The following is a 25377-nucleotide window of genomic DNA, read 5'->3' as shown; positions in this document are numbered from 1 at the left end:
CTGGCATGACTTGGGGTACCTGCATAACCTTAAACGAGAAGCTATGAAACTCAAAAGAGTTTTTCAATAGGTGGTGAATCAAATTTTCCGAGTTATTACTTTCTTCTTATTGAAAAATATCTCAATTTATGTCAATTGAAACCAAATTACGAGTTTGTTATCTTAGTTAATGAACCGGTTCATGACTATTTTCAGTATGAATATTAGGCACAATAAAAGGAGAAATGAAACCATGACACAAGAACGTAAATCAACAAGCGCAGTGGAGCAGTATGCTAATCTCATTCCCATGAGCGAAATTGATTCGAACGCAGATCAATTATTTCCTTTTCCAATCTTTAATAGTTTACGACAAAAAACTCCCGTAAGGTACGACGAGGCTCGAAGCTGCTGGGATGTGTTTCGATATGAAGACGTTCATTATATTCTAAAAAATCCAAAACTGTTTTCATCGGAACGAGGGGCTGGAACTCTTCAAGGAAGCATTTTGACAATGGACCCTCCTAGACACACGAAAATGAGAAACTTAGTGAACAAGGCATTCACTCCTAAAGCAGTGAAGGATTTAAAAAATAAAATCGAAGAGGTGACACTTTACCTTCTCGATCAAGTTAATGAGAAGGGGACTATGGATCTCGTTCATAATCTTGCTGGTCCGTTGCCTGTCATTATAATTGCCGAATTATTAGGGGTCCCTGCTAAGGATCGGGATCTTTTTAAAACCTATTCTGATGTTCTCGTGGCAGGGGCCAAAGATGGTTCAAATGAAGCCTTCCAAAGAATGGCACAAAAACGTAAGGAAGGAAGTGGGTTTCTTAAAGAATATTTCAAAAAAATAATTTTAGAGAGAAAAATTAATCCTGAAGAAGATTTAATTTCGCTATTATTAGCGGCAAAAATTGATGGGGAAAAATTAACAGAAGACGAGGTACTATCTTTCTGTGTTTTATTATTAGTTGCGGGCAATGAAACAACAACTAATTTAATTACAAATGCCGTACGCTATATGACAGAAGATAAAAACATTCAAGAACAAGCTAGGACAAATTTGCCTTTAATACCAAAATTGGTAGAAGAAACACTACGCTTTTATCCTCCAATACAGGCAATTGGCCGTGTTACAAAGGAACATGTCAAAGTTGGGGGCACAACAATCCAAAAGGGGGAACAAGTAATTTGCTGGGTCGCTTCGGCAAACCGGGATGAACAAAAGTTTGCAGAACCTAATCGGTTTACGTTAGAAAGAAAATTAAATCCTCATTTGAGTTTCGGGTTTGGTATTCATTTTTGTTTAGGTGCCCCGCTTGCACGTCTAGAAGCAGAAGTAGCTCTCGTGACACTATTAAGTACATTTGCAAAATTAGAAGGTGTAAAAGGGACTGAGCTGGAGGCGATTCCAAGTCCGTTCGTTTTTGGAGTGAAAAGACTTCCTTTAAAAATCACAAGATAATGAGCCTTGCTGCCTAAGAATATATAGATTAGGTAATACAAAAACCTATCAATAACAAAAAATGAATTTTTTTATATAATCTCAATGACGAACTTATCAGCTTGTCCAGCCTTTTCTTCCGCATATTTAAGTGTAGCATTCAAGTTTTTAATTGTATTGTTAGCTGCAGCAAGCTCTTTAACCTTTGCGTTATATTCAGCTGTTTTGATGGCCAACTGATCCTTAGTGGCCTGAGATTAGCTGTTTCAGTATAAATCTGCGAAAGCTTTGGTTGCAAATTTAAGATGTTTAAATATAAGCTATATTAATCGTTAATGTTGATATTTCGATAATAAAAAAGAATGCCTTTATATAGGCATTCTTCATCGTTTCTTATGACCATTTTTCATCATCAATCCATTGATTATTCTTTAACTCGTATGATTTAGTATCATCGTTGAAAACAAAGAATGATGGTAAATTCAATATATCTCCACCTGATTTTTTCCAACATTGACTAAACCAATCTGTAAATGCTTTTTGTTCTAACTCGTATATTGCTGGATAGTTTTCTTCGTAAAAATTATCAAGAAAATTATCCAATGAATTGTCGATTAACTGATAGTATGTTACATCAGGAATTACATCAACACTACCTGCATAAACTGTTGTGTCATTACCTTCATAGAAAACTTCGTTAGCTTCTCTATCCATAGAGAACATCCTTATTGAAATTTCAAAATTTGCAGGCTCAATAAATGCGGTAAAATCCAACAAATCTATATCAGAAAAATAGTTGTATGTAATGATATTTTTAAGGTTACCTACTAACAAATCTGAATGTTTCTCAAGGTTAGCTTTTATAGAATCAATATAATTATCGACTGTTAACATATTTTATGGTCTCCTTTTTTAATGCCTTATTCAAACAAATGCACCTGCTATTATGAAGTCACTAAGCTAATTTTGCTTACGGAATCCATATCTATATAAACCTAGAAAGAAAGGATACATTATGATAAGCGTGAAAGCTGTAACAAAAATCATTCCTCCTACTCCAAGTTCTGGATTATTAAGCACATCCAACATTGTATATGCAAGCACTTCAATTACAGTAATTATAAATATGAATTTCCAGAATGACTTTGATAACAATTGTTTGTTATATACATAACCAAAAAATCCAATTGTGGAAATAATACTGATTACAGTATCCGTAGTTTCTATCACCGGACCATGAACCGCTTCTACAAACATCGAAGCTATCGAAATAGCTATAATTAGCCAAAAGTAAATTTTCCACAGCATTTTTTACACTTCCCTATTCATTAAAATGACCCTCTCAATTTTTCCATTTCTAGTATATCAAACCAACCTAGTAAAATGGGCTTATTTTTAAAATAATCCTTTTGAAGCGCATCCAATACAATATACGCTCATTACTCCCAGAATACCTAGAATTAATTGAGTATTTATATTGCAACAAAAAGAGCCCTCAAAATGAGGACCTCGAAAAAACCTACTCTTATGTAAATCCCTCGGAAATTGCTTCATTGAGCAGATCTTGTTGGATGGGCTTTATAAACTTATTTCGCTGCTCTTCAATCACCACGAGCAATTCTTCCCGCGTCTTATATTATTGGGTTTGTGGTCTTCACTCATTTTGTATAGAACTAAAGTACCATTAGTCAAAGGTTTTCCTCTTTACAACCGCGCCATCTAGGCTTTAGTAAAGAAATACACCAAAGCCTTTAAGTCCAATAATTCCATGTCCCCACACAAACTGTAGGCATACCTATGGGACGAATTTAATGGAACAATCAGGAGATATTCATTTGTTGATGACTCAATTTGGTCATACTTCAACCACAACGGCTGCCCTCTATACAAATCCTGAGCAGGAGAAGTCTAAAATGGCCGCAAAACAGATGGAAGAGAGAAGAACAAATTATTGTGAAAAAGATTAAATAAAAAAAGAGAAGATTTTCTAGTCTTCTCTTTTTGTTATGAAAGAACCTTCTCTGGTGAATATTCTTTTTATCCTTACGAATCATCTGTGAAGAGGGATCGACTATCAAGTGAAGTTGGTGACCCAATATTTCATCTCTGGAACCTGGAAAATCAAAATATAGACGCTGTATCTCATTTAAATATAAAGATTAGCATAAAGTTCTTCATGTTATTCGGGTATATTTTATTAAAAATCCTGTGCTTCAATGTCGTATTGCGAATTATAATCAATTCGAAATGTACAACCGGTTACTAATTCTAACTGTAGGATTAAAGTAAAGTTTGATCAAAAGTGTGCTGCAAAAGCTGAATTTATAATAGAACAACCCACACATTTTGAACAAAATTATCAAAATGTGGATTTCATTTTTATAGGTTATAGAGATTTTTATAAAAAGATTGATTATAAATACACGGATTCTTTTAAATGAATTAACTTCCAATAAGCACGTATGATTACAAGTAGTACAATTCTTGTTATTTTAAATGATTTACGTATCTTGAATAATCGAATTTAATCAACTGTACCTCATTAAAAAGCCCGACCATTTTGAACGAATGGTCGGGCTTTACTATAGAACTTTTTGTCAATTGTTGTTTCTTTGAATAAACGTTAAAAGGTGTTGGAGGTGTTGGAAATGAATCGAGTTACGTCCTTTTCTCCATGCTTTGATTGATTCTATAACAAGTTCTATAAATATTTTATAATTTTCATAATCATCTTCCAATATTAAGTCATAACCTTTAATAAACATGATAAATTGATACGTTTTCGTTTAATCCTCATCACTTGTAATCTGAACTTTATTGTACGGATAATCAGAAAAATTCGAAATGAAGTCAAAACCTATTCCGTCATGACCTACCCAAAGATAATATCTATCTTTTGATATCGTTTTTGTATAGTCCAAAATAAATCTCGCTAAACCAATGTCACTCGTAAAATCCATTTCTATTGTTTTCTCAGTAGAAAACAAAATACTCTCATTGTTAAAAGCGTCCAAATAGGCTATAGGAAAATAATTGACTAGTTCTTCAATATTATTTATTTCTACTAAATGATGATAATTTCTAGGCGAAATTTTCGATGTTTTTGCACCTTTCGTTATATTAATTTCCATCGAACCACTAATTCCATGCAAATAAATCGGATACTTATTTAACTTTTTTAAAAATTCTTTTAAGCTTTGGCTATAACTCGTAGTTAAATCCTCTTCAACCGAATCAATAAAAAAATAAAAATTTATCAAACCTCTCTTCCCAGATTTAAAAATATATGAAAAACCGTCACCAACTAAAAAATCATTTAATGATATTTCCATTACCATACCACCTTATATTTTGCTGATGTTTTTATATAGACATTAGATGGTATAAATTCAGCTATAATGTAATGCACCTCTGATTTATAATGATAATGCCAAATTCCTTTTCCATATTGCTTACTGGTTTTCTTTCCCCATTTTTTCAAATAAGCTACCTTTGGTAGTGTATGATAGTCTAGAGAAAAAACTCGTCCTTTCCCTTTCTCTCTAACTTTAAGTAATACTCCTCCATTAGACTCAATGATATATTTAGAACCCCATTTTTTTAAATATTTAGAAGCTTTTTGAATCATATACTTTCTTGCTTTTGTTAAAGCTGCTCCTCCATATTTCTTTATTAAAGGTTTTGCCAAAAAAAGTAATGCTTGAGCAATATATTTTGCAATTTGCCCATTTGGATCTGTATACATTACGGGATTATTATTCGCATAAGTATACCCATTCTGCGAAAGTGGTTCATCATCGTCACCTGAATGTGGATCTAATGCTAGGAATGATCCATTCTGTGGATTGTAATAACGGGCTTGTAAATAATAATTTTTCGTTTCTTCATCATAGTAATAACCGGCATAACGTACTGGGTTTTCTTCCGCCACTGTGCCTTTTACGGCTAAAATATTGCCATACGTATCGTATTGATATGAACCGACTTCTTTATCTTCGCTGTCACGAATGCTTAAGACATCACCACGTTGGTTCGTGATAAATTGATATGCTTTGGTGTCAAACTTACCTGCATCATCTTTTGCTTTGACAATCATACCAAGTGGTGTATAACCACTCCATTCATATGAACGATACTGTTTGATGTCATTGTCCACTTTAACAACTTCCATATTTAACACTTCATCATTATAAAAGTACTCATGTGTTGTGTCACCGACTGTTTTGCTCATACGTAAACCATTTTCATTATTCGTGTAAGACGCGACATCTTTCCCATCCACTGTCTGAACTATTGTTAAACGCTGTTGTTCATTATATGTGTATTGATAGTTTTCATCTTGCACTAAATTACCATCGGCATCATATTTGTATGTTGCGTCATTTTTCTTCGTAATTTGGTTGGCATCATTATACGTGAATGTAGATTCGTTTCCATCTACATTCGATTTTGTACGATTTCCTACTGCATCATACGTATACGTATTCACCGTTCCACCTGGTAAGTTTTCTATTGTCAATTGATTGTTTTGATCATACGCAAAAGTACTTTCTTGTCCATTTGCTGTTTCTTTAGCAATATTACCATTTTTCGTATAGTCATACGTAATTTTAAATGGTTGTTGTACTTTGCTTGTATATGTCAAAGTACTTAATAAGTTGGCATCATTCATTTGTGTCACTTGGCCGGTACTCAACAATGATATCCATTGTTTAAAAGAAAAACGCCATAATACATAAAGGTATAACAACGATGGTATTCTTTATTACTAGACTCGTCTCTATTTCTATATAATAAAATGGGTATCATAAAAAATAAGTTCTCCATATTGGTGAGCTATAGAAATTAAGTAGCCAATTACAGTATTGGTGCTAGTAGAATGGCATAGTCTATTCCACTTGCTTGTTGCGAGAATAATTGTTTTAATCTTTCTGATAACATCAGTGCCCTTCCTTCCATACCGGTGTTTGTTGTTTTTTTAATTGCACTACGAAATACTATTAAGGTTTTTCAAACACATAAAGCCAAAGGATTTTATAACCCTTTGGCCAAAAGAGCAACTTAATAGCAAACGGCTCTTTTAACTATTGAAGGTGACCTTCAATTGCGTGTCTATTTCTAAGTTCTAATAAACTCTCCAATTTTCTCTTCACTCTCTGCAACGCATTATCTATAGACTTGGCGTGAGTATTTAATTTATCAGACATTTCTATATAGGTAAGGTCCTCTAGGCCCCTGCTTCTTTCCCTTTTTCTGCCGTATCTACCATCCCAAAGTTATGAATTTCTCCCCATTTCCCCATTTTCTCGGCGATGAAATTCCCATAATTAACAAGGCGATCATGTAATATGGGAAACTGCTCCCAATAAGCTGCAAGCCCTGTTGAGTACAAACCGATACGTGGTTTTTTATACATTCTTAATGAGTTTTGTACATTTTCTAAAGATATAGATGATTGCATAATTTACGACCTCCTAACTATAATACATATATCGTAAACGGTTTTATAAAGAAGGTCATCTATCTTTCTTGGTTATAAATATAGCAATCTTGGTATTTTTAAGATTTTGATTTGAATGGAACTGCAATGATGGTATTCCATTGGGAAGGCCCTGCATTATTGGTCAGAAGATTCATTATTTAGTAAAATTAAAGGATATTTTCCCCATTTGTATTCCACTTAAAAACCATATTAATGTCATATTGGACATTAATATGGTTAGTCTTTAAATTATTTAAAAATTAATGTATTCAAGTATAATTTTTCATAAAGTGTTTTCAAATAAAAGCTTTCATTTTACTAAAACTTTTGGTTGATGTCACATATCTACAATATGGTCCGATTGCTTAATAAGAAAAAATCAACACATAAACGGTCGAACGGTTCTGGTGCAAAAATTTAATACACTTGCAAGTAATCTCTTAAACTTGGACATACTAATACTATTAATCTAAAAAGAACGTGATTAGTATGGAAAAGCAGAATGTATTTAAGTGTAAACATTATCAGCCGGACCTTTTTTCTAACAGTCAGATGGTACCTTCGATACAACCTAAGTTTTCGTGATGTAGTGGAAATGATGGAGGAACGAGGCTTATCAATTGCTCACACAACGATTATGCGTTGGGTTCAACAGTATGGTCCTGAATTAGATGAGCGAATACGACGTCATCTTAAGCCAATCAATGATTCATGAAAAGTAGATGAAAAGTATATCAAAGTAAAAGGTCAATGGATGTATCTGTATCGTGCAGTGGATTCCAAAGGAAACACGATTTATTTTTATCTCAGTAAAACAAGAAACAATAAGGCTGCAAAGCGCTTTTTCAAGAAAGCTTTACGGTCTTTTCATGTTTCTAAGCCTCGTGTCATGACGGTCGATAAGAATCCGGCTTATCCTATAGTAATTGAAGAGGTGAAAAAAGAGAAAAGCATACCTGATGGTATGCAACTTAGACAACAGAAGTACTTGAATAACATAGTGGAGCAAGATCATCGCTTTATAAAGTAGCGATTCCGTTCTATGCTAGGATTAAAAACGTTTCGAACAGCCAAACAAATCATATGTGGAGTGGAGGTGATGCATATGCTGAAAAAAGGACAACTTCAACAAGGGGTAAAGTCTGTCCAAAGTGAGATTGAATTTATACATAAATTATTTGGAGTAGCCTCATAATTCATAGATGAAAAGGATATTGAGGTTCTATGTTCCTAACAAGTCATATTTGCACCAGAACCACAAGAAATACTCTATCGGTTGTTCAACTGAAAAATAAAGCACCCTTTGTCAACAATGACTTTAGGGTGCTTTATTTTATAGGACGTGTTTTGGATTCTTTATTTACATTTGTATAAATTATAGAAAAAAGAAATTAAGGCAGTACATTACCTGCAGCACGATAGATGCCATACCACTCTTCGCGAGTAAGAAGGATATCACCTGACTTACAGCAATCCTTTAAACGGCCTTCATTCATCGTACCGATAACCGGTTGCATGTTTGCTGGATGACGCAATAACCACGCGATAGCGATGGTTGTGTTGCTTACTTCATATTTATTCGCGACTTCATCAATCTTTTGATTCAATTCAGGAAACTTGTCGTTACCTAGGAATACTCCCTCAAAGAACCCGTATTGGAAAGGGGACCATGGCTGAATGGTAATATCGTTCAGTCTACTATAATCAAGTATGCTACCATCTCTGTTCACAGCAGAATCATTTTCCATGTTCACATTAAATCCATTAGAGATCATATTTGTATTGGTAATACTTAATTGAAGTTGATTAGCAACGATTGTTTGCTTCACCGACTTCTTAAGTAATTCGATCTGCATTGGATTCTGATTGGAAACACCAAAGTGACGAACTTTTCCTGAACTTTCAAGAATATCGAAAGCCTCTGCCACTTCTTCTGGTTCAACCAAAGTATCCGGACGGTGTAGCAGCAGAATATCTAGGTAATCTGTATTTAATCTCTTTAAGCTTCCGTCAACTGATTCTAAAATATGTTCTTTTGAAAAGTCGAACATTCCTTCTCGAATACCGCACTTAGATTGCAAAAAAATCTTTTCACGAATATCATCGTTCATATGGATGGCTTCAGCAAATATTTCCTCGCATGTTCCACCCCCATAAATATCAGCATGGTCGAAGAAATTTGCACCTAATTCAAGTGCTGATTGGACAAAGTGCTCAGCCTCGGCCTTTTCCAGAGAATTAATGCGCATACAGCCGACTGAAACAACCGGCACCTCTAAAGTACTTTTTCCAAGTTTCATAGTCCGCATGATATATCCTCCTTGATTGTAATTTTGTAATTTCATATAACGCGTTTGAACTTTTCTTCCACGCTGGTGGCAAAAGTATATATATACGACAATGGAAAATTTGGCGTATGTATCCCTTATTGATTGTGACTCACAGGTACAGCGTTTTCATTACTACGCAGTATTCAACCTTGTCCTCCATGCAGAAGGCAGTTGCTTTTTATAATTATTTAACTTTATTTTATAGAATATTTTCGTAAAGGGAATTAGTAATTATATCAATATAAGTTGGGATATTTTTATGGGCACTTTGGATATTCATTGCAACTAACTAATAACCTTATTCAACAATCGGGCGCTTTAATGAAGTAACTAAAGCCTAATTTCTCAGTGTTGAAAGCGAGAAATTGGGCTTTTTTATATTTGGATTTCCTTACCATTGTAAATCCGTATTTTCCTGATGTTACTCCTTAGCGTAGGAAAAATCGGATTTTTTATCCTGAATTTCTCTTAGCGTATGTTTTTCGCGTTTTGTTGGTAGGACCCCTTGATTGCATATTACTCCAAACTTCTGTGAAATTCCCTTCATTAATTCTCAACCCCCTTGCGTTTTTATAGCTCCCATAACAGCGCGATCGGATCAATTAATCATCAGTGAGGAAGAAGGTCCCCGCTAATGGTTAGTTAAAACTTATAATGTCTCTATAAATCTCTTAAATGCCACTGCACCGTCTTCATTGCGCTTAAACACACCAGCATCTTCTAAGCAACGTAAGAATTTCTTACCTACTTCTTCCTTAACGATTCTATTTACACTCTCTTTATCGATTTTGTGACGATATTTAACCTTTAACTCCTCTGCCCAGGTCATATGATGATGGGCGATGTTATGAGAAAGGTCTATTAAAAATTTTTCTACCTCAGCAAGTTCTGATTTCAAACGTGCTGGCAACACAGCTAATCCCATCACTTCTATCAGACCGATATTTTCCTTTTTGATATGATGTACATCATGATGCGGATGGAATATACCAAGCGGATGCTCAATGTTTGTTCGATTATTTCGAAGAACAAGATCTAATTCGTATAGATTATTTTTCTTCCTTGCAATTGGCGTAATTGTATTATGTTCTGTGTTATTAGTAAAGGCATGAATATCAACAGATCGATCGCTATAACCTTTCCACTTTTCTAAGATATATCCACCAGCTTCGACCAATGAATGGATATCCTCACTTCTCATTCGAATAACTGACATTGGCCATTTTAACACAGAAAATTTAACTTGAGGGTGGCTGTCTATATTAAAGGAAAACTCATCTTTCGCCTTGGACATAGCAAATTCATAGCGGCCGCCTTGATAGTGATCATGGGTTAAAATAGACCCGCCTACAATTGGCAAATCAGCATTAGAACCAGTAAAATAGTGGGGAAACTTTTCTACAAACAGCAGTAAACGTAAAAAAGCTTCCTTGCAAATTTTCATATCACGATGTTCTTTTGATAACAAAATGCAGTGTTCATTGTAATATACATAAGGCGAATACTGTAGAAACCATTCCTCATTCCTAAGATTAAATCGTATCATTCTATGGTTAGATCGTGCAGGATGTCCTATTCTTCCCTCAAACCCTTCATTTTCAATACAGAGCAAACATTTAGGGTAATTTGTTTTAGTACCACCATCCGCTTTTTCTTTAGCAATTTGTTTTGGATCTTTCTCCGGTTTGGATAGGTTAATCGTAATGTCCAGCTCTCCGTACTCTGTGTTTACCCTATAACTGACATTCTTATTAATTCTCTTAGTTTGAATATAATTGCTATTCTTACTTAACTCATAGAAATAGTCAGTTGCATATTCAGTTTTTTCTTCATACCTTTCATAAAAGTTATGATTAATAACAGAAGGTTTTGAAATAAAGCAGTCCATCATTTTGCTGGCTAAAATTTCTTTAGCATCCAAAAAGTCTTCGATGATTTTTTGCTCACAAGCATAAGCAATTAGGGACTCTAAAATATCTGGAATTTCTGGAATCTCTCTTTCTGATACAATGGGCTCCCCTTCGATAAAGTTGTCCATATTTAACAAGGAAAGGATTCGGTTTCTTACATATAACTCATCTTCCGGCTCGATCAGCTTCTTTTCCAGACCTTTATTAATCAGCTCTTGAATCAATTGATAAATATTCATAAACCTCTCCTTCCTTAATCCTCATACCCATTTGGGTTATGTTTATGCCAGTTCCAAGCTTCTTCTATAATCTTGTAAACTGACGTACGTTTTGGATACCACCCTAAAATCTCTTGAGCTTTTGATGAAGACGCCACCAATTTGCTTGGATCCCCAGCTCTTCTTGTCCCTATCTTTTCCGGAATCGCATGTCCTGTCACTTCCCTTACGGCATTTATAATTTCTTTTACAGAGAATCCTTGATTGTTACCTAAATTAAAAATGTCGCTTTTTCCACCATTTTGCAAATAACGAAGGGATAGAATATGAGCCTCTATTAAATCCTCAACGTGGATATAATCACGAATACATGTGCCGTCAGGAGTATCATAATCCTCTCCAAAAATAGTAATCGACTCTCTCTTACCGAGGGGTACTTCTAATACGACAGGAATGAGAGGAGTTTCCGGTGAGTGATCTTCTCCGATGGCACCATCTTCCCTGGCTCCTGCCACGTTAAAATAACGAAAGGATACATACCTCATACCGTATGCCTCACTGCACCAATGCATCATTTTTTCCATGGCTAATTTTGTTTCTCCGTACGGGCTAGTTGGGCATGTTGGCATGTCCTCTGTAATCGGAACTTGAGTTGGCTCTCCATATGTTGCAGCGGTAGAAGAGAAGACAATATGATTGACTCCAAATTCATTCATCACTTCTAATAATATTTGAGTACCGTATAAATTATTATCATAATATTTAAGAGGGATTTTTACAGATTCTCCAACTAATGAGTTCGCTGCAAAATGCATTACTCCATCAATATGTTCTTGTTCAAAAACCTCACTTTAAAAGCTTTTATCACGAATATCTCCTTTATAGAATGCAGCTTTAGGATGAATAGCTTTTTCATGGCCCGTTTGCAAATTGTCTATGACGACTACATTGAAATTTTGTTCTATTAACTGGTAAACAGCATGTGAACCAATATATCCTGCGCCTCCAAGAACTAAAATACTCATACTAATTCCTCCCCTGTGATTTCTCTCGCTCCATCTCCGATATGAGCAACATAAAAGGTTGCTTCATAACCGACCTTTTCTTTATACAAACTGCCAACATCCATAATAAACTGATCTACTTGATCAGATTTTACAATCGCTATGGCACATCCGCCAAAACCGGCCCCTGTCATTCGGGCTCCGATTACGCCTTTTTGCTGCCAGACAGCTTCTACTAATGCATCTAACTCTTTTCCCGTTACTTCATAATCATCACGTAAAGAACGATGAGAATCATTCATTAATTCTCCGAATGTATATAAGTTACCGTTTTTTAACTCTTTCAACGCTTTAATCGTCCGGCAATTTTCATAAACGACATGCTTTGCCCGTCTTCGAATCCCTTCATCCTCAATAACATTTTGATAACTGTTAAATAATTCTTCCGTTAATTCCCCAAGTGATGCAATATTTACGTGTTCCTGCAGTTTTTTAAGCGCACACTCACATTCACTTTTTCGTTTATTGTACTTAGAGTCGGCTAATTCGCGCCGCTTATTCGTATTCATAATAATGATGTTGTAATTATTTAAATCAATAGGGGCATATTCAAAAGATAACGTCTGGCAATTTAAAAGCATTCCAAATCCTTTTTTTCCCATACCAATAGCAAACTGGTCCATAATGCCGCTATTGACGCCGATAAAATGGTTTTCAACTTTCTGACCGATTTTAACTAGCTCCACTCTGTCTATAGCCAGATTCAAGAGCTCCTGCACTGCAACACCAGTGACCAATTCAATCGAAGCGGAAGAGGATAAACCTGCACCATTAGGGATATTGCCGTAAACCAATATATCTAAACCGGTCTCAATTTCATAGCCACCCTCTCTTAAAAAGCGAATCATCCCTTTCGGGTAATTAGTCCAAGAATGTTTTGGGTCATATTGTAAGTTATCCAAGTGAAGCTGAATAAGCCCTTCTTCAGGAAAATTCACTGAATATAAGCGAATAAGTTTATCGTCTCGTTTGCTTGCTAAAGCATAAGTACCAGAAGTAATGGCACATGGAAATACATGCCCGCCATTATAATCAGTGTGTTCTCCAATTAGATTAATACGACCAGGTGCAAAAAATAAACGATAGTTGTTATGTTCAAACTTCTCTTGAAATAATGCTTCTAGTTCTTGTTGTTTCATAATAATACTTTAACTCCTTCCTCTGCTTCTCCTCAGATCATTAAACGATCGCTCTTTTTTTATTTTCTATATAAATCGGCACCTCTCCATTCGAGTGGTGTGTTCTGGACATTCTGTGTCCAACCTCAAAGGTTCACCTAAGCGGCTGGCGCCAACCCCGAAAGGGAGATGTGATCCAAATCTGATAATCCAAGGAAACATTAGGTTTAGTAAGTGGGCTTGCTCAAGGTTTTCCCACAATGTTAAAAGAAAAAATCCCGGTATAAAACCGGACCTGAAGGATTATCCCTTTACACTTCCAGCCGCCAGTCCTTCGATAAAGAACCTCTGTAGGAATAGGAAGACAATAACCATCGGAAGCGACGCCATTAAAGCGGCTGCTGCAACCAGGTTAAGCTGGCTGGCATTCTGTCCAAAGAATCCTGCGAGTGCGACAGTCAATGTCTGCACACTTGAATCCTGAAGGAAGAAAATTGCAAACTGGTAGTCGTTCCAGATGTATACGGATGAGATAATCAATACTGTTGCTGTAATCGGTTTTAAGAGTGGAAATACCACTTTGAAAAATACACCAAGCGTGCTAGCGCCGTCTAGTTTTGCGGCTTCTTCCAGTTCTTTCGGAATGGTTGAACGGATAAAACCTGCATACAAGAAAATCGTCAATGGCATAAATGCCGCGACGTTGTTTAAAATCGCAACCAAATGCGTATTCATGAGTCCGATATCGACAACAAGGCGGTACAATGGAACAAGTGCTGTAAGTGGAGGGATAACCATAACCCCTACAAACAGCAAATACATGTATTTGTTTAGCTTTGTTGTTCTTCTTGCCAGTGCATATGCTGACATTGAGCCGAAAAAGATGAGAAGCACTGCAGAGAAGATTGTAATAATTGCCGTGTTTACAAATGCATTTCCGAGATTAGCTTGTTCCCAGGCGAGCGCGAAGTTTTCTGTGTCAAAGTAATCGGGAAAAGACCATTTGGATGTGAAATCGTCCGTCTTTTTTAAGGACGTCGTGATTAAAATATAAAATGGGATCAGGTGAAACGCAGTGATCAACAGCGCCATTCCGGTCAACAGCCATTTTGTCCGTGATGAAAGTTGCCCCATTAAGCTTCAACCTCTTTTCGTTTAAAGTAGAAAAGTGCCGCCATACTGATGAATAAAATAATCAAAGCCATCAATATCCCTTGCGTTGCCGCGTATCCCGCATCCTGTCTTGAAAAATACAAGTTATACATAAATGTCGACATCGACTGAGATGCATTTCCCGGCCCGCCGTTCGTCAATGCAACGATTACATCAAACAGCTTTAATCCTCCGATAATGTTCAGTACCATATTAATTGTGATCGAAGGCATTAATAGAGGAATGGTAATGTTTTTAAACTTTTGCCAGCCAGTCGCCCCATCAATATCCGCTGCTTCAAAGTAATCTTTTGAAATGCTTTGCAAGCCAGCAAGATAAATAATCATCGCAATGCCAACAAACTGGAACGTGTTAACGAATACAATTATGTAAGGATTGACCGCTGGATTGCCGAGTGCGTTAATTGGCTCTTTGCCGAAAAACATAATAATATCGTTTAACGCACCGCCCTGGAATGCAAAGAAGAAATACCAGATGTACCCCATAATAAGTGGGCTGATAATAACAGGCAAATAAATGATCGTTCTCGTAAAGGATCGTACTTTTAAATTGTGATTGAGCAATAAAGCGTATCCAAGTCCAACGATGTTTTGTAAAATCGTGCTGCCGATGCCAAAAAGCAATGTATTTTTTACTACTAGCCATGTATCAGGGTCGGCAAACATCCGCTTATATTGATCAATCCCAACGTAGTCATACGTCTGCGAGAAGCCGTTCCAGTTTGTAAATGAAATCCTGATGCCGTCCAAGAACGGATAGATAATAAACAAAAACACAATTAGTACACTTGGCAGATACATCCACCACAGTGACGATTCCCGCCGGCTTTTTTTCATTTTTCGACTCGTCGTTTTCGTTTTTTCAGATGCCTTCGTTAGCACTACAGCCATTTTTATCCATCTCCTTTTTCTAAGCGATTGGAGAAAAGGAGCTGGTGCCCGCTCCTTTTCCCGATGCTGTTATTTCCCTCTTAAACGTGTGTATTCCTGTGCCATTTTTTCAGAAACCTGTTCTGGCTTCATCGTCCCGGCAATAAGTTCTTGTCCGGTTGAACCCATTGGATCCCACATACCGCTTGGCAAATACTCGCGATCAAAGTAAGGATGAATCTGTGTTCCTTTATATTGTTTATAAAATTCCGCAAAGTAGTTGTCTGCTTCTACATTTGTCAACGCTGATGGAAGAGACGTACCTTCCGCGAACTTTTTCGCTACTTCCGGCTGGGCAATATACTTGATAAATTGCTTTGCTTCTTCGAGATGCTCCGATTTTTTCGATACAGCAAGCGTCAGTCGTTCGCCCCCGATCCAGCTTGGTGAATCGCCTGGATGAATAGCCGGAACCGGCATTGTGCCAACTTTCACTTCCGGATTCAGCCCCGTTACTTCACGGCCAATCGAACCGTTCAGCATCGTAAACGCAATTTTATTTTGTGCCATCAATTCAGGCCCCTGTGTTACCTGGGCTGTCAGCACGTCTTTATTCAGCAGTCCTTTATCATTCATTTCTTTCAGCTTTTCAGGAAGATACGTGTAGTTGGACCAGTCAAAGGAACCGTCCAAAAGCTCTTTTTTATAGCTGTCTTCTTTATCGGTGAGAAGGAGAGGCGTTGAAAATTGATCAAAATATTGGCCAAATTGGCTTTTATCTGATCCGCCCAACCAAAATGGAACCACTTCTCCATTGCTTTTTTCTTTAACGGCTTCGAGTGCCGCCATGAATTCATCGAATGTTGACGGTGCTTCAATGCCATATTCATCTAACAAGGTTTTGTTGTATGACAATCCATCCAGAGCCTGGTTAATTGGATAGGCGTGAAGTTTTCCTTCATCGTCCGTCAAAATAGGCTTCATCGCCGGATCCAAGTTTGCTGCCCATTCCATATCACCTAAATCTTCAGTGTATTCTCCATACCGGCTTTTTGCCCATCCGTGCGTATCAAATAAGTCCGGCATATCGTCCGCTGCCATTTTAACGCGTGCAAGGTCTTCATAACCGTCCCCCGGGTATGTATCTTCAATATCAATATTTGGATTTTCTTTCTCGAAATCCGCTACGATTTCTTTAAAAGTATCCATGTCCGCTTTTACCGTTGCCGTGGACATGAGTGTTAATTTAACTTGACCGCCGCTTTCTCCTCCGCCATCCACGCTGTTATTTCCACAGGCTGTCAGTGCCATAATTGCTGATAAAGAAAGTACAGATAATGACATTCGTTTTTTCATGGATTTCCCTCCGATTGTAAATGAATATCTTTTAGTGAATGATTTTCTGCCCGCTTCTTTTGCTTTACACCGCAGCTTTCCCGGACAATTAAAGTGGTTGGAACCATAATCTTTACGGGCATTTCCCGGCCTTCTAGCCTATCAAGCATCATTTTGACGCCAAACCGCCCCATTTCTTCTGTAGGGATTTTCACAGTTGTCAGCGGAGGTGTTGTAAATTGGGCCATTTCGATATCGTTAAAACTGACGATTGCTACATCTTCCGGGACCCGGATATTTGCCTCCTGGAGCGCTCTTATGGCACCAATCGCCATAGAGTCACTCGCGATAAAAAATGCTTCTGGCAAGCTGCCCTTTTCAACCGCTTCTTTCATTAAATCGTAGCCGGACTGAATTGAATATTCTTTTACAAACAGCAAATCCGGATTATAGGCATTTCGCTGCTTCATTTTGCTTTCATAAACGGTTTTACGCGCATCAGGTGTATAAATCTTCTTCAATGCCTGTGCATCTTCGACGGATATTCGTTCTGTCCCTCCAATATAGCCAATTCGCTTGTACCCACAATATCCCAAATGGTCCATCGCCAGACTGGCTGCTTTTTCATAATCAAAGATGATTGAATCGAATTGATCTTTATGCGCGTCTTGGTTAATAAGAACAATATTGCGGTTATATTCGTAAATTGATTCAAGAATATGAGCGTCTATCCGTCCAACAACAACCAATCCGTCCAGTTCTGAAAGTTCTTCTTTTGCTTTGACCATATGCTGAAGGCGAATTAACTTTAACGAAGTGATTCCCCTGTCAGCACTTTCTTTTTCAATGCCTTCCCTAATGGACTGCCAGTAAGGATCCTTTGCTTCTTCCTCTTGTGACTGAAGCAGTACCATTCCAATTTTTATATCTTCTGTTTTAACTGCTTCTTTTTGATGGACCTGATTTTGCATGCGCCTACTTTTGACCGTCTGGTAATTTAACTCTCGGGCCATCTGGAAAACTTTTTGTTTAGTTTCTGGTGAAGCAGAAAGTGTTTCATCATGATTTAAGACTCGCGACACTGTGGCAGCGGATAAATTCGTTAGCTTGGCAATATCTTTTATTGTTGCCATAAGACTTCCCTCATTTTTAGTAAAATTTACTGAATAAAATGAGTGTAGCACGGAAAGTTAGCGCTTACAATAATATCTACTGAATATTCAGTTATTAGCCATCAGACAGTTTTACTGTCTGATAGCTTGTATATTCGTTTTATATTCCGGAAGCATCTCACCATGCGCTTCAATTAAGTCGTCACACATGCTGATAATATCATCCATGGAAAGCTCGGCCGCTGTATGCGGATCAAGCATTGCTGCCTGATAAATTTTTTCTGTTAATTTTGTCATAGCCGCTTCAATGGTCAATAGCTGTGTATTAATATTAGAGCGGTTCAACGCCGCAAGCTGTTCCGGAAGTTCACCCACATAAGCTGGTGTAATGCCATTTCGATTCGCAATACAAGGCACTTCTACAACTGCTTTTTCCGGCAGATTGGAAATGAGGCCGCCGGTATTTAACACGTTGCCGCCAAATACGAATGGTTCGTTCGTTTCCATCGCTTCGATAATGCGCGATCCATATTCTTTGGAGCGTTCATGCGCCAAGTTTTGGTCATTCATCAGCTCTTCTTTCGTTCTTAACCAATTGGTAATTTGTTCTTCACATCGACGCGGATATTCATCAAGGGGGATATTGAATCGGTCAATTAATTCAGGATATTTACCTTTGATGAAGAAAGGATGATATTCCGAATTATGTTCAGAAGATTCCGTCACATAGTATCCGAATTTGTCCATTAGCTCATATCGGACCATGTCATGATGCTTTGATTTTTGCTTTTCTTTCGCCCGTTTCTTAATTTCAGGATATAAATCCTTGCCATTGGATTTGATTTCAAGCAGCCATGCCATATGATTAATACCGGCAATTCGTTCATCAATGTTTTCATATGGTATATCAAGATCTTTTAGTAAATCGCTTGTACATACTTGAACGCTGTGGCATAAGCCAACCATTTTCACATTTGTATGCCGTGAGACAGCTCCTGTTAGTGTGGCCATCGGATTTGTGTAATTTAAGAGCCATGCATCCGGGCAAACTTCTTCTATATCTTTGGCAACTTCCAACATGACCGGAATCGTACGTAGCGCACGGAACAGTCCCCCAATTCCAATTGTGTCAGCAATTGTCTGACGAAGGCCATACTTTTTCGGAATGTCAAAATCAATAACTGTACTTGGCTTGTAACCTCCAACTTGAATGGCGTTGATCACATATTTTGCACCATGCAATGCTTCTTTTCGATCTGTGTATGTCTTGATTGTAACACCGGCATTTAATGTTCTTTTCAAAGCATTGAGTAATACCCCTGATTCTGAAAGACGGTCGGAATCGATATCGAACAAAGCAAATTCAAAATCCTGAAGAGCAGGAGACAACATGCAGTCACCCAATACGTTTTTGGTAAAAATGGTACTTCCTGCGCCGATGAATGTAATTTTTTTCATTTGTCTTCCTCCATTAAAAGTTAGTGTTGAAAATTTAGTAAATTTTAATTAACATATTGTTAAATAAATAATACAGCGCTTCCATTATCCAGGCAATGGTAAATAAAATCGGAAAAGAGGTAATATATTGCTATCTCGGTCAAATGACAATAACCATAGCTTTGTGTATCATATTTCAAAGGAGCCTTTAACTGAGGCAGCTCGGATAACCTCCATCGGTTTTGAAAAACGAACATCGACTGATTATTACTGGGATGGCCGTATGCGTCAAAATGATTTAAAAACGTGTATTTTCCAATATACACTGAATGGATATGGAGAAGTTCGGGTAGGTGAAAAAACGTATACAGTTAAACCTGGCGAAGCGTTTATCGTCAAAGTACCAAGTGAACATTGTTATTATCTTCCTGAAGAAAGTCCTGAGTGGGAATTTATTTTCATTACACTGGAGGGGACGAAAGCCGAGGAGTGCTGGGACTACCTGATTAGCCAATTTGAGCTGGTAGTCCCTGTGGATGCAAATGCCCCGTTAATTTTTTTACTACAAAAAATTTATCAATTTGCTTTAAAAGAAGGCATTGAAGATACCTTTACTTCTTCTGCATATGCATATGAATTTATCATGGGGTTGTATCGCTTTGCGAAAGGACTGGACAACCAACAAACTGGGATACCGGATGATATACTCATGGCGATTCAATTCATGACGACACGCTATCATGAACCGCTGTCATTGGAGTCCATTGCGGAGCACGCCGGACTGTCCAAATACTACTTTACGAATAAATTCCAAAAGTACATGAAAACAACCCCCATTCAATTTTTGACAAAGAGACGTATACAGAAAGCAATGGAACTTTTATCAACAACAAATAAGACGATTCAGGAAGTTGCAATGGAAACGGGCTATGACAATGCGAATTATTTTAGTAAAGTTTTCAAAAAAATGATTGGCACCTCTGCTGACAGTTTTCGAAAAGATAAAAAAATGCCAGACTTTGAGCATGTTATTATTGATTAGCTATATAAGTTGAATGAATGGATTCTGCACTCACATCGCCTGGTATACTTAAAGAAAAACCTTGCGAGAGGATGTATCCGTGTAACAAAAGGACAAGTACTGCCCTAACTTCAAGCTGCCATGAATTCTACAAAAGGGCACCATAATTTTGAACGGTATCAGGCCGTTTAACTTTCGCTGATGTTGTTTTAAAATAAAGTTTGATCAATTTTAATGCTAATAATTGATATAAGATTAAATAGAAAGAACATGTTTTGATAAAGGATTATTCAAAACATGCTCTTAATATAATTAATTGGATAATTATTTACAGCAACCAACGAAGGCAGCCAGGTTTTTCGGATGATTAAACCGATCGATTTCACCAATTTCTGAGATAATCATGGCTGCGATTTTTTCTCCTATACCGGGAATCGATTGGCTGATCTTATATTCTTCCATTTCATTTGCCAGGGCCACTATTCTTCCAAGTCAACTAGGTGTCCCTGATAATGAAAAAACAACTCAATATATACGAAGATTGATTACCTGACTTTCATACACGCTTTTTTGAAATGGATTTCGAGATGCGGAATCCATTATTTTTTTGCTTTTTCCCATGCCCATTCACCCGATTGGCTAGAACAGAACTCTATAACACTCTCTGCTAGTCTACTTTCTCCGGCTGTTAATACCACCTCTGAAGTAGGATATTCCTTTAACATCAATAAAGAAACCCTTGAATATAGATCCCAAAAAACCTTCCGGTATTCAGGGAACACTTGATCTAAAATGGTGTGAAACTGACCATGCGAATCACTTCCATTAGGTTGCGAACAGCAAACTTCGTTGCACCATAAACTCCTGCATTTGGAAATGATTTAATGCCCGGAACACTTGAAGATGTGATAATTTGACCAGACTTTTGTTTGGTAAATTCCGGAATAACGGAGGCTACTCCATATAAAACGCCTTTTAAATTTGCCGTAGGAGGATTATTCCTATCAGGTATGGGAATCCAATACGTCTTATGGGGAGGATTCCCATACCTGATTATGGGCTTGGTGACCCAACATTCATTATGTTAATTTTTTTTAACTTAAACTCTCATTTACGTTTTAATTATAATATTCAATTTTAAAAAGGGCCCCTCTTGCTAATGAAGTGAACCAAAAAGTTAGACACTTTAATTAGGCAGCCTTGAGGGCATGAACTCGGTAATCTTTAGGGCTCATGCCTTTTAATTTCACCATGATTCATAGATGATTGTAATAACGGATATATTCACCTAGTCTATTTCACCCATATAAGAAGCCTGTAAAAAATTTATATCTTGTGGATATTCATAAAGTTGGATACCGCTTCCATATTTTGATATATCCCAAAAATAATATTTTTTTATAGTTATTTTATTTTCGACGATAATTTGTCCTCAACCCATTTACTAATACTAATCCCTTCTTGTTTAGCTAAATCTGAAATTTTTTCTAACAATTCATTTGGTAATTCAAAACTAGTTTTTCTATATGGGCTTCGTAATATCAAAGTACCTTCTTCATGGTGCATTTCACCATTGATTAAATTCGGTAAGATATCAGCAATACTAATCATCTCTGGCATTAACGGTCTTTCCCCTGCCCGAATGAAGAGTAAAACTGAACTATCTTGCTCTCTCATTCTTACGTTTTCAACACCCCAGTTTTTATATAAATAGTCAATGAAGGGATAAAATACAACTTCGTTTTTCGGTACCTGAAGCTCTACATAGCCTTTATAATCCAAAGGAGGTTGGTGTATCGAGTATGATGGCTTTAAGGTATAAGTTTTCATTCCTTCTTCATACGTCAACCACTTTTGGATATTGGGTAGGTAGAAACCAAATACATTTTCTTCATTACGAACCACACGTGCCTCTGGTATTTTAGACGAATGAAATCTTTGATACAAAGCAATGTCATTTTTCGAGTCATAATATTCATATTTTTTTGGTCGCTGTGTTTCAGTTGGTTTGAGTGACTTCTCTGCTTCATGATAGGCTGTTTCCGAAATTACATACGTGATTCTTTCATCCCATACGGGACAGCCTTAGCTTTTATCGAACCATCTTGAATATACTTATAAACACTTTGTACAGATAACCCCAATTTCTTTGCAACATCATTCGGACTCATACCTGTAGGTAAAGATTGCTTTGCATACACTAATCGATCCACTTCCGCTTTTTCATAACGTGCCTCTTTATGTAATCGATGGGGGTCCTGAATTTTCATGATTTTCTTCTGTTTTCCATAATGATAGATTATGAAGAGTCTGGCCATGAGCAGCTTTTCACTTCAGAAATATATTTAGAGAAAGTTTTTGAAAAAGACGCCAAGCGATTCATTTCTGGTTTGGGGAGTATATATATATAAGAAGGTCTTTTTATTCAGAGGGGTTTTTGCTGATTTTGGACTTTATTGAATAGCGCGCTCTCAAAAGATCCAGTTTCGAATATGGTAAAATAAAGAAAATGATAAAAGAGGGAGAACAAATCACCTGGATGACTTGTTCTCCCTCTTTTTTTTTAGAATCCCTTAGATAGGCTTGACGTAGGAATGATACGACATGGGAGGGTAAGCCTCCAGGGCGGCGTTGGAAAACGTTCATAATATGGTAAAAAATGAAGTTCTATTATTCTTTTATTTCACGATACCTTAATGTCCCTACCTTACTTAATTTATCCGTTAACATACATTCAATATGGAACCCTGCGAATAAGCTGGTAATTGCGAGAAAATCGTATCAAACTGAGGGAGTTCAATAAGGTGAGCGAGCCTGGCTGCGAAAATAGGATATTTAGTTAAAAAAGAATCACAAGTAGATGAATCTATATTGTGATTCTTTTCAAGCTTAAAAAACTCATATTCACATATTTAATTCTTCTCCCCGAACTCTTTTCCTGCTGATTTTTGATCCTTTATTTTGAAAGAAATGAGGAAGCTAATTAACGAAAGTACAGCGATGACAATAAATGAGATTTGCGCGCCATACATATCAGGATGGACTATCTCGGGACGCTGCTGAGCATTTTCGGTAGCTGATGTCATCACAGTAACAAGTATTGCTGTACCTACAGATGCGGCAATCATTTTCATCGTATTATCCATTGCTGCACCATGGGCGATTAATCGTTTAGGCAGCTGGTTTAAGGCGGCCGTTGAAACAGGCATCATAACCATGGCTAATCCGAACATTCGTATACTGTACATAACCATAATAAATGTAAAACTTGTCGAAGGACCCACATCGATAAAAGTAAAGGAGGAAGCGGTTATGAGGAGTAATCCGCCAATAACCAACCATCTGGCCCCAATCCGGTCAAAAATACGTCCAATGAACGGGGACATTATTCCGGTAATAAGTGCTCCAGGGAGTATCGCTAATCCAGCTTCAAACGCAGTAAATCCTCGCATGTTTTGCATAAATAGCGGGATAAGCGTTTCGGCACCTATCAGACCCATAAAGGTAATGGCTCCAATAATAATGGCCAGCGGGAATAATGAATACGTGAACACACGGAACTCCAGCATTGGGTGCTTCAATCGTAATTGCCTTTTGATAAACCAAACAAGTGAAATTGTTCCGATGCCTAGGGATATGATAGTACTCTCGTCTGTCCAGCCATAATTACCAGCCGCTGTAAAGCCATACAATAATCCACCGAAACCCACGGAAGATAAAACAATCGAAAGCACATCCACTTTTGGCCGTGTAACTTCTGTTACATTTTTTAAAGCGAAGAACGCAACTATGATATCAATAATAGCAATTGGAAGAATGATAAAGAATAACACCCTCCATGAGTAGGTCTCGGTAACCCAGCCCGACAAAGCGGGCCCAATAGCCGGCGCGAAGGAAATGACCAGCCCGACCAGTCCCATAGCTGCACCCCGTTTTTGAACAGGGAAAATCATTAGGAAGACTGTTTGCATTAACGGGAGCATAATTCCGGCTCCGCTCGACTGAATCATCCTTCCTAGCAGCAGCATTTCAAAATTAGGAGCTAGCCCCGCAACCAATGTACCAGTAGCAAAAATCCCCATAGCTGAAAGGAAGAGCTGTCTGGTGGTAAAGCGCTCCAGTAAAAACGCGCTCACAGGGATCATGATCCCATTAACCAGCATAAAAACAGTAGTTAGCCACTGTGCACTATTTGCCGTAATATTCATTTCCTCCATTACAGGAGGAATCGCGGTAATCATTAATGTTTGATTCAAGATCGCAATAAATGTACCCGCAAGCAAAAGAGCAACAATTGTTGTCTGTTTACGATTTGTTAAACTCAATTATGGTCCCCCTTTACGATTTGGAAAAAAACATACTTTTGTAGATTACACGAATTTACATCAGATTTCCAGTAATTTGCTGTTAAAATGAAAGCAATAAAGTGGCATTAAATAATTACTTTCCCTACAAATAAAAGGGGATTTCCTTTGAAGAACCAGCTGCAATTGATGTACTTTCTATTGGCCTAGTCATAGGGTTGCTGTCACAGACCGCAAAGTAGCAGATTAGTAGAGAGATGATGGGGAACACAGGAGCAAAGTGTATGCTCCTTATGTTGTTTATAGGGTCCGTTTCTGAATAGCTCTGTATAAAAAAACCTGTTAAATAATTCCTTTAATGGAGTATTCCTTACTGTCATACATTCGTAGGACCAAGACTATTTTATCCTTGGTTATATATGATCTCATCTTTCAAGTAATTTTTCGTGTCTCGGTTTCTTCTTGTATAAATATTGTCAACTAAGGATAATGTCATTTTATAGAGTAGGTTACCTTGTTTCGTTAGTGGCTTGATGAATAGCCAGAGTGTTCTTATCTTTAGTCTTCCCTACCCA

The 25377-nt window shown here is 37.2% G+C and carries 20 protein-coding genes and 5 pseudogenes; 4 read left to right on the top strand and 21 right to left on the bottom strand.

Annotated features, from left to right (window positions below; all coding sequences use genetic code 11):
- Positions 1-232 precede the first annotated feature (232 nt).
- Positions 233-1450 carry a cytochrome P450 gene (locus tag QUF78_RS10075; RefSeq protein ID WP_289324532.1) on the top strand — a complete coding sequence of 406 codons (1218 nt, stop codon included), beginning with the start codon at positions 233-235 and terminating at the stop codon, positions 1448-1450.
- Between the two features lie 71 nt (positions 1451-1521).
- Here QUF78_RS10075 and QUF78_RS10070 read toward each other — a convergent pair whose 3' ends face one another.
- The 3 genes from QUF78_RS10070 to QUF78_RS10060 form a co-directional block, all read right to left on the bottom strand.
- Positions 1522-1665: a hypothetical protein gene (locus tag QUF78_RS10070; protein WP_289324531.1), complete on the bottom strand. Its 144-nt coding sequence runs from the start codon at positions 1663-1665 to the stop codon at positions 1522-1524.
- Between the two features lie 157 nt (positions 1666-1822).
- Complete coding sequence (locus QUF78_RS10065; protein ID WP_289324530.1) at positions 1823-2323, bottom strand: hypothetical protein; 501 nt, start codon at positions 2321-2323, stop codon at positions 1823-1825.
- A gap of 66 nt (positions 2324-2389) precedes the next feature.
- Entirely contained in the window at positions 2390-2737 is a 348-nt protein-coding gene (locus QUF78_RS10060) for a hypothetical protein (RefSeq protein ID WP_289324529.1), read from the bottom strand.
- Between the two features lie 503 nt (positions 2738-3240).
- On the opposite strand from QUF78_RS10060, the gene QUF78_RS10055 reads away from it, so the two are divergent.
- Complete coding sequence (locus tag QUF78_RS10055; RefSeq protein WP_289324528.1) at positions 3241-3396, top strand: hypothetical protein; 156 nt, start codon at positions 3241-3243, stop codon at positions 3394-3396.
- A gap of 819 nt (positions 3397-4215) precedes the next feature.
- On the opposite strand, the gene QUF78_RS10050 is transcribed toward QUF78_RS10055, so the two are convergent.
- The 4 genes and pseudogenes from QUF78_RS10050 to QUF78_RS10035 all read right to left on the bottom strand — a co-directional run bounded on the left by QUF78_RS10050 (position 4216) and on the right by QUF78_RS10035 (position 6890).
- Positions 4216-4761 carry a hypothetical protein gene (locus QUF78_RS10050; protein WP_289324527.1) on the bottom strand — a complete coding sequence of 182 codons (546 nt, stop codon included), beginning with the start codon at positions 4759-4761 and terminating at the stop codon, positions 4216-4218.
- Positions 4761-6101, bottom strand: coding sequence for an RHS repeat domain-containing protein (locus QUF78_RS10045; protein ID WP_289324526.1), 1341 nt, complete (start codon positions 6099-6101; stop codon positions 4761-4763). The genes QUF78_RS10050 and QUF78_RS10045 overlap by 1 nt, the downstream gene beginning before the upstream one ends.
- Before the next feature lie 412 nt (positions 6102-6513).
- Positions 6514-6645: pseudogene (locus QUF78_RS10040) on the bottom strand (hypothetical protein); the annotation flags it as partial.
- Positions 6646-6656: 11 nt separating this feature from the next.
- Positions 6657-6890, bottom strand: coding sequence for a hypothetical protein (locus QUF78_RS10035; RefSeq protein WP_289324525.1), 234 nt, complete (start codon positions 6888-6890; stop codon positions 6657-6659).
- Between the two features lie 510 nt (positions 6891-7400).
- Between QUF78_RS10035 and QUF78_RS10030 the strand changes: the two are divergent.
- Positions 7401-8106: pseudogene (locus tag QUF78_RS10030) on the top strand (IS6 family transposase).
- A gap of 196 nt (positions 8107-8302) precedes the next feature.
- On the opposite strand, the gene QUF78_RS10025 reads toward QUF78_RS10030, so the two are convergent.
- The 9 genes and pseudogenes from QUF78_RS10025 to melA form a co-directional block, all read right to left on the bottom strand.
- Positions 8303-9220: an aldo/keto reductase gene (locus tag QUF78_RS10025; protein ID WP_289324524.1), complete on the bottom strand. Its 918-nt coding sequence runs from the start codon at positions 9218-9220 to the stop codon at positions 8303-8305.
- A 670-nt stretch (positions 9221-9890) separates the two neighbouring features.
- Entirely contained in the window at positions 9891-11390 is a 1500-nt protein-coding gene (galT, locus tag QUF78_RS10020) for a UDP-glucose--hexose-1-phosphate uridylyltransferase (RefSeq protein WP_289324523.1), read from the bottom strand.
- Positions 11391-11404: 14 nt separating this feature from the next.
- Positions 11405-12394, bottom strand: a pseudogene (galE, locus tag QUF78_RS10015) (UDP-glucose 4-epimerase GalE).
- On the bottom strand, positions 12391-13572 hold the full coding sequence (locus QUF78_RS10010; RefSeq protein ID WP_289324522.1) for a galactokinase: 1182 nt from the start codon (positions 13570-13572) through the stop codon (positions 12391-12393). The pseudogene galE and the gene QUF78_RS10010 overlap by 4 nt, the downstream one beginning before the upstream one ends.
- A gap of 282 nt (positions 13573-13854) precedes the next feature.
- Positions 13855-14685, bottom strand: coding sequence for a carbohydrate ABC transporter permease (locus tag QUF78_RS10005; protein ID WP_289324521.1), 831 nt, complete (start codon positions 14683-14685; stop codon positions 13855-13857).
- On the bottom strand, positions 14685-15560 hold the full coding sequence (locus QUF78_RS10000) for a carbohydrate ABC transporter permease (protein ID WP_289327283.1): 876 nt from the start codon (positions 15558-15560) through the stop codon (positions 14685-14687). The genes QUF78_RS10005 and QUF78_RS10000 overlap by 1 nt, the downstream gene beginning before the upstream one ends.
- 123 nt (positions 15561-15683) lie before the next feature.
- Positions 15684-16949 (bottom strand): ABC transporter substrate-binding protein, encoded by a 1266-nt coding sequence (locus QUF78_RS09995; protein ID WP_289324520.1) that lies wholly within the window; start codon positions 16947-16949, stop codon positions 15684-15686.
- Positions 16946-18061 (bottom strand): LacI family DNA-binding transcriptional regulator, encoded by a 1116-nt coding sequence (locus QUF78_RS09990; RefSeq protein WP_289324519.1) that lies wholly within the window; start codon positions 18059-18061, stop codon positions 16946-16948. Before QUF78_RS09990 ends, QUF78_RS09995 begins: the two co-directional genes overlap by 4 nt.
- A gap of 111 nt (positions 18062-18172) precedes the next feature.
- The gene (melA, locus tag QUF78_RS09985; RefSeq protein WP_289324518.1) at positions 18173-19498 is read right to left on the bottom strand and encodes an alpha-glucosidase/alpha-galactosidase; all 1326 of its coding nucleotides are present in this window, start codon (positions 19496-19498) and stop codon (positions 18173-18175) included.
- Between the two features lie 127 nt (positions 19499-19625).
- Here melA and QUF78_RS09980 point away from each other — a divergent pair, with 127 nt between their 5' ends.
- Positions 19626-20519, top strand: a complete 894-nt coding sequence (locus QUF78_RS09980; RefSeq protein WP_289324517.1) for an AraC family transcriptional regulator — start codon at positions 19626-19628, stop codon at positions 20517-20519.
- A gap of 315 nt (positions 20520-20834) precedes the next feature.
- Here the strand turns inward: QUF78_RS09980 and QUF78_RS27985 are convergent.
- From QUF78_RS27985 to QUF78_RS09955, 5 genes and pseudogenes are all read right to left on the bottom strand, one after another.
- Positions 20835-21304, bottom strand: a pseudogene (locus QUF78_RS27985) (transposase); the annotation flags it as partial.
- A pseudogene (locus tag QUF78_RS09970) lies at positions 21301-21480 on the bottom strand (SDR family oxidoreductase); the annotation flags it as partial. The pseudogenes QUF78_RS09970 and QUF78_RS27985, both read right to left, overlap by 4 nt.
- Before the next feature lie 422 nt (positions 21481-21902).
- Entirely contained in the window at positions 21903-22403 is a 501-nt protein-coding gene (locus tag QUF78_RS09965; protein ID WP_289324515.1) for a hypothetical protein, read from the bottom strand.
- A gap of 143 nt (positions 22404-22546) precedes the next feature.
- On the bottom strand, positions 22547-22768 hold the full coding sequence (locus QUF78_RS09960) for a hypothetical protein (protein ID WP_289324514.1): 222 nt from the start codon (positions 22766-22768) through the stop codon (positions 22547-22549).
- 642 nt (positions 22769-23410) lie between these two features.
- The gene (locus QUF78_RS09955; protein WP_289324513.1) at positions 23411-24823 is read right to left on the bottom strand and encodes a DHA2 family efflux MFS transporter permease subunit; all 1413 of its coding nucleotides are present in this window, start codon (positions 24821-24823) and stop codon (positions 23411-23413) included.
- Positions 24824-25377 lie beyond the last annotated feature (554 nt).

Source organism: Peribacillus sp. ACCC06369 (genome assembly GCF_030348945.1).
In the GTDB taxonomy this organism is placed as follows: domain Bacteria; phylum Bacillota; class Bacilli; order Bacillales; family DSM-1321; genus Peribacillus.
The sequence above is the reverse complement of the archived record's forward strand: the minus strand, read 5'-3'. Positions and strand labels throughout refer to the sequence as shown.

Bases quoted from the DNA above. Each gene is read 5' to 3' on its own strand.
- QUF78_RS10075 (WP_289324532.1), top strand. From the start codon at position 233: ATGACACAAGAACGTAAATCAACAAGCGCAGTGGAGCAGTATGCTAAT.
- QUF78_RS10065 (WP_289324530.1), bottom strand. From the start codon at position 2,323: ATGTTAACAGTCGATAATTATATTGATTCTATAAAAGCTAACCTTGAG.
- QUF78_RS10060 (WP_289324529.1), bottom strand. From the start codon at position 2,737: ATGCTGTGGAAAATTTACTTTTGGCTAATTATAGCTATTTCGATAGCT.
- QUF78_RS10055 (WP_289324528.1), top strand. From the start codon at position 3,241: ATGGAACAATCAGGAGATATTCATTTGTTGATGACTCAATTTGGTCAT.
- QUF78_RS10050 (WP_289324527.1), bottom strand. From the start codon at position 4,761: ATGGAAATATCATTAAATGATTTTTTAGTTGGTGACGGTTTTTCATAT.
- QUF78_RS10045 (WP_289324526.1), bottom strand. From the start codon at position 6,101: ATGAATGATGCCAACTTATTAAGTACTTTGACATATACAAGCAAAGTA.
- QUF78_RS10035 (WP_289324525.1), bottom strand. From the start codon at position 6,890: ATGCAATCATCTATATCTTTAGAAAATGTACAAAACTCATTAAGAATG.
- QUF78_RS10025 (WP_289324524.1), bottom strand. From the start codon at position 9,220: ATGCGGACTATGAAACTTGGAAAAAGTACTTTAGAGGTGCCGGTTGTT.
- galT (WP_289324523.1), bottom strand. From the start codon at position 11,390: ATGAATATTTATCAATTGATTCAAGAGCTGATTAATAAAGGTCTGGAA.
- QUF78_RS10010 (WP_289324522.1), bottom strand. From the start codon at position 13,572: ATGAAACAACAAGAACTAGAAGCATTATTTCAAGAGAAGTTTGAACAT.
- QUF78_RS10005 (WP_289324521.1), bottom strand. From the start codon at position 14,685: ATGGGGCAACTTTCATCACGGACAAAATGGCTGTTGACCGGAATGGCG.
- QUF78_RS10000 (WP_289327283.1), bottom strand. From the start codon at position 15,560: ATGAAAAAAAGCCGGCGGGAATCGTCACTGTGGTGGATGTATCTGCCA.
- QUF78_RS09995 (WP_289324520.1), bottom strand. From the start codon at position 16,949: ATGAAAAAACGAATGTCATTATCTGTACTTTCTTTATCAGCAATTATG.
- QUF78_RS09990 (WP_289324519.1), bottom strand. From the start codon at position 18,061: ATGGCAACAATAAAAGATATTGCCAAGCTAACGAATTTATCCGCTGCC.
- melA (WP_289324518.1), bottom strand. From the start codon at position 19,498: ATGAAAAAAATTACATTCATCGGCGCAGGAAGTACCATTTTTACCAAA.
- QUF78_RS09960 (WP_289324514.1), bottom strand. From the start codon at position 22,768: ATGAAAATTCAGGACCCCCATCGATTACATAAAGAGGCACGTTATGAA.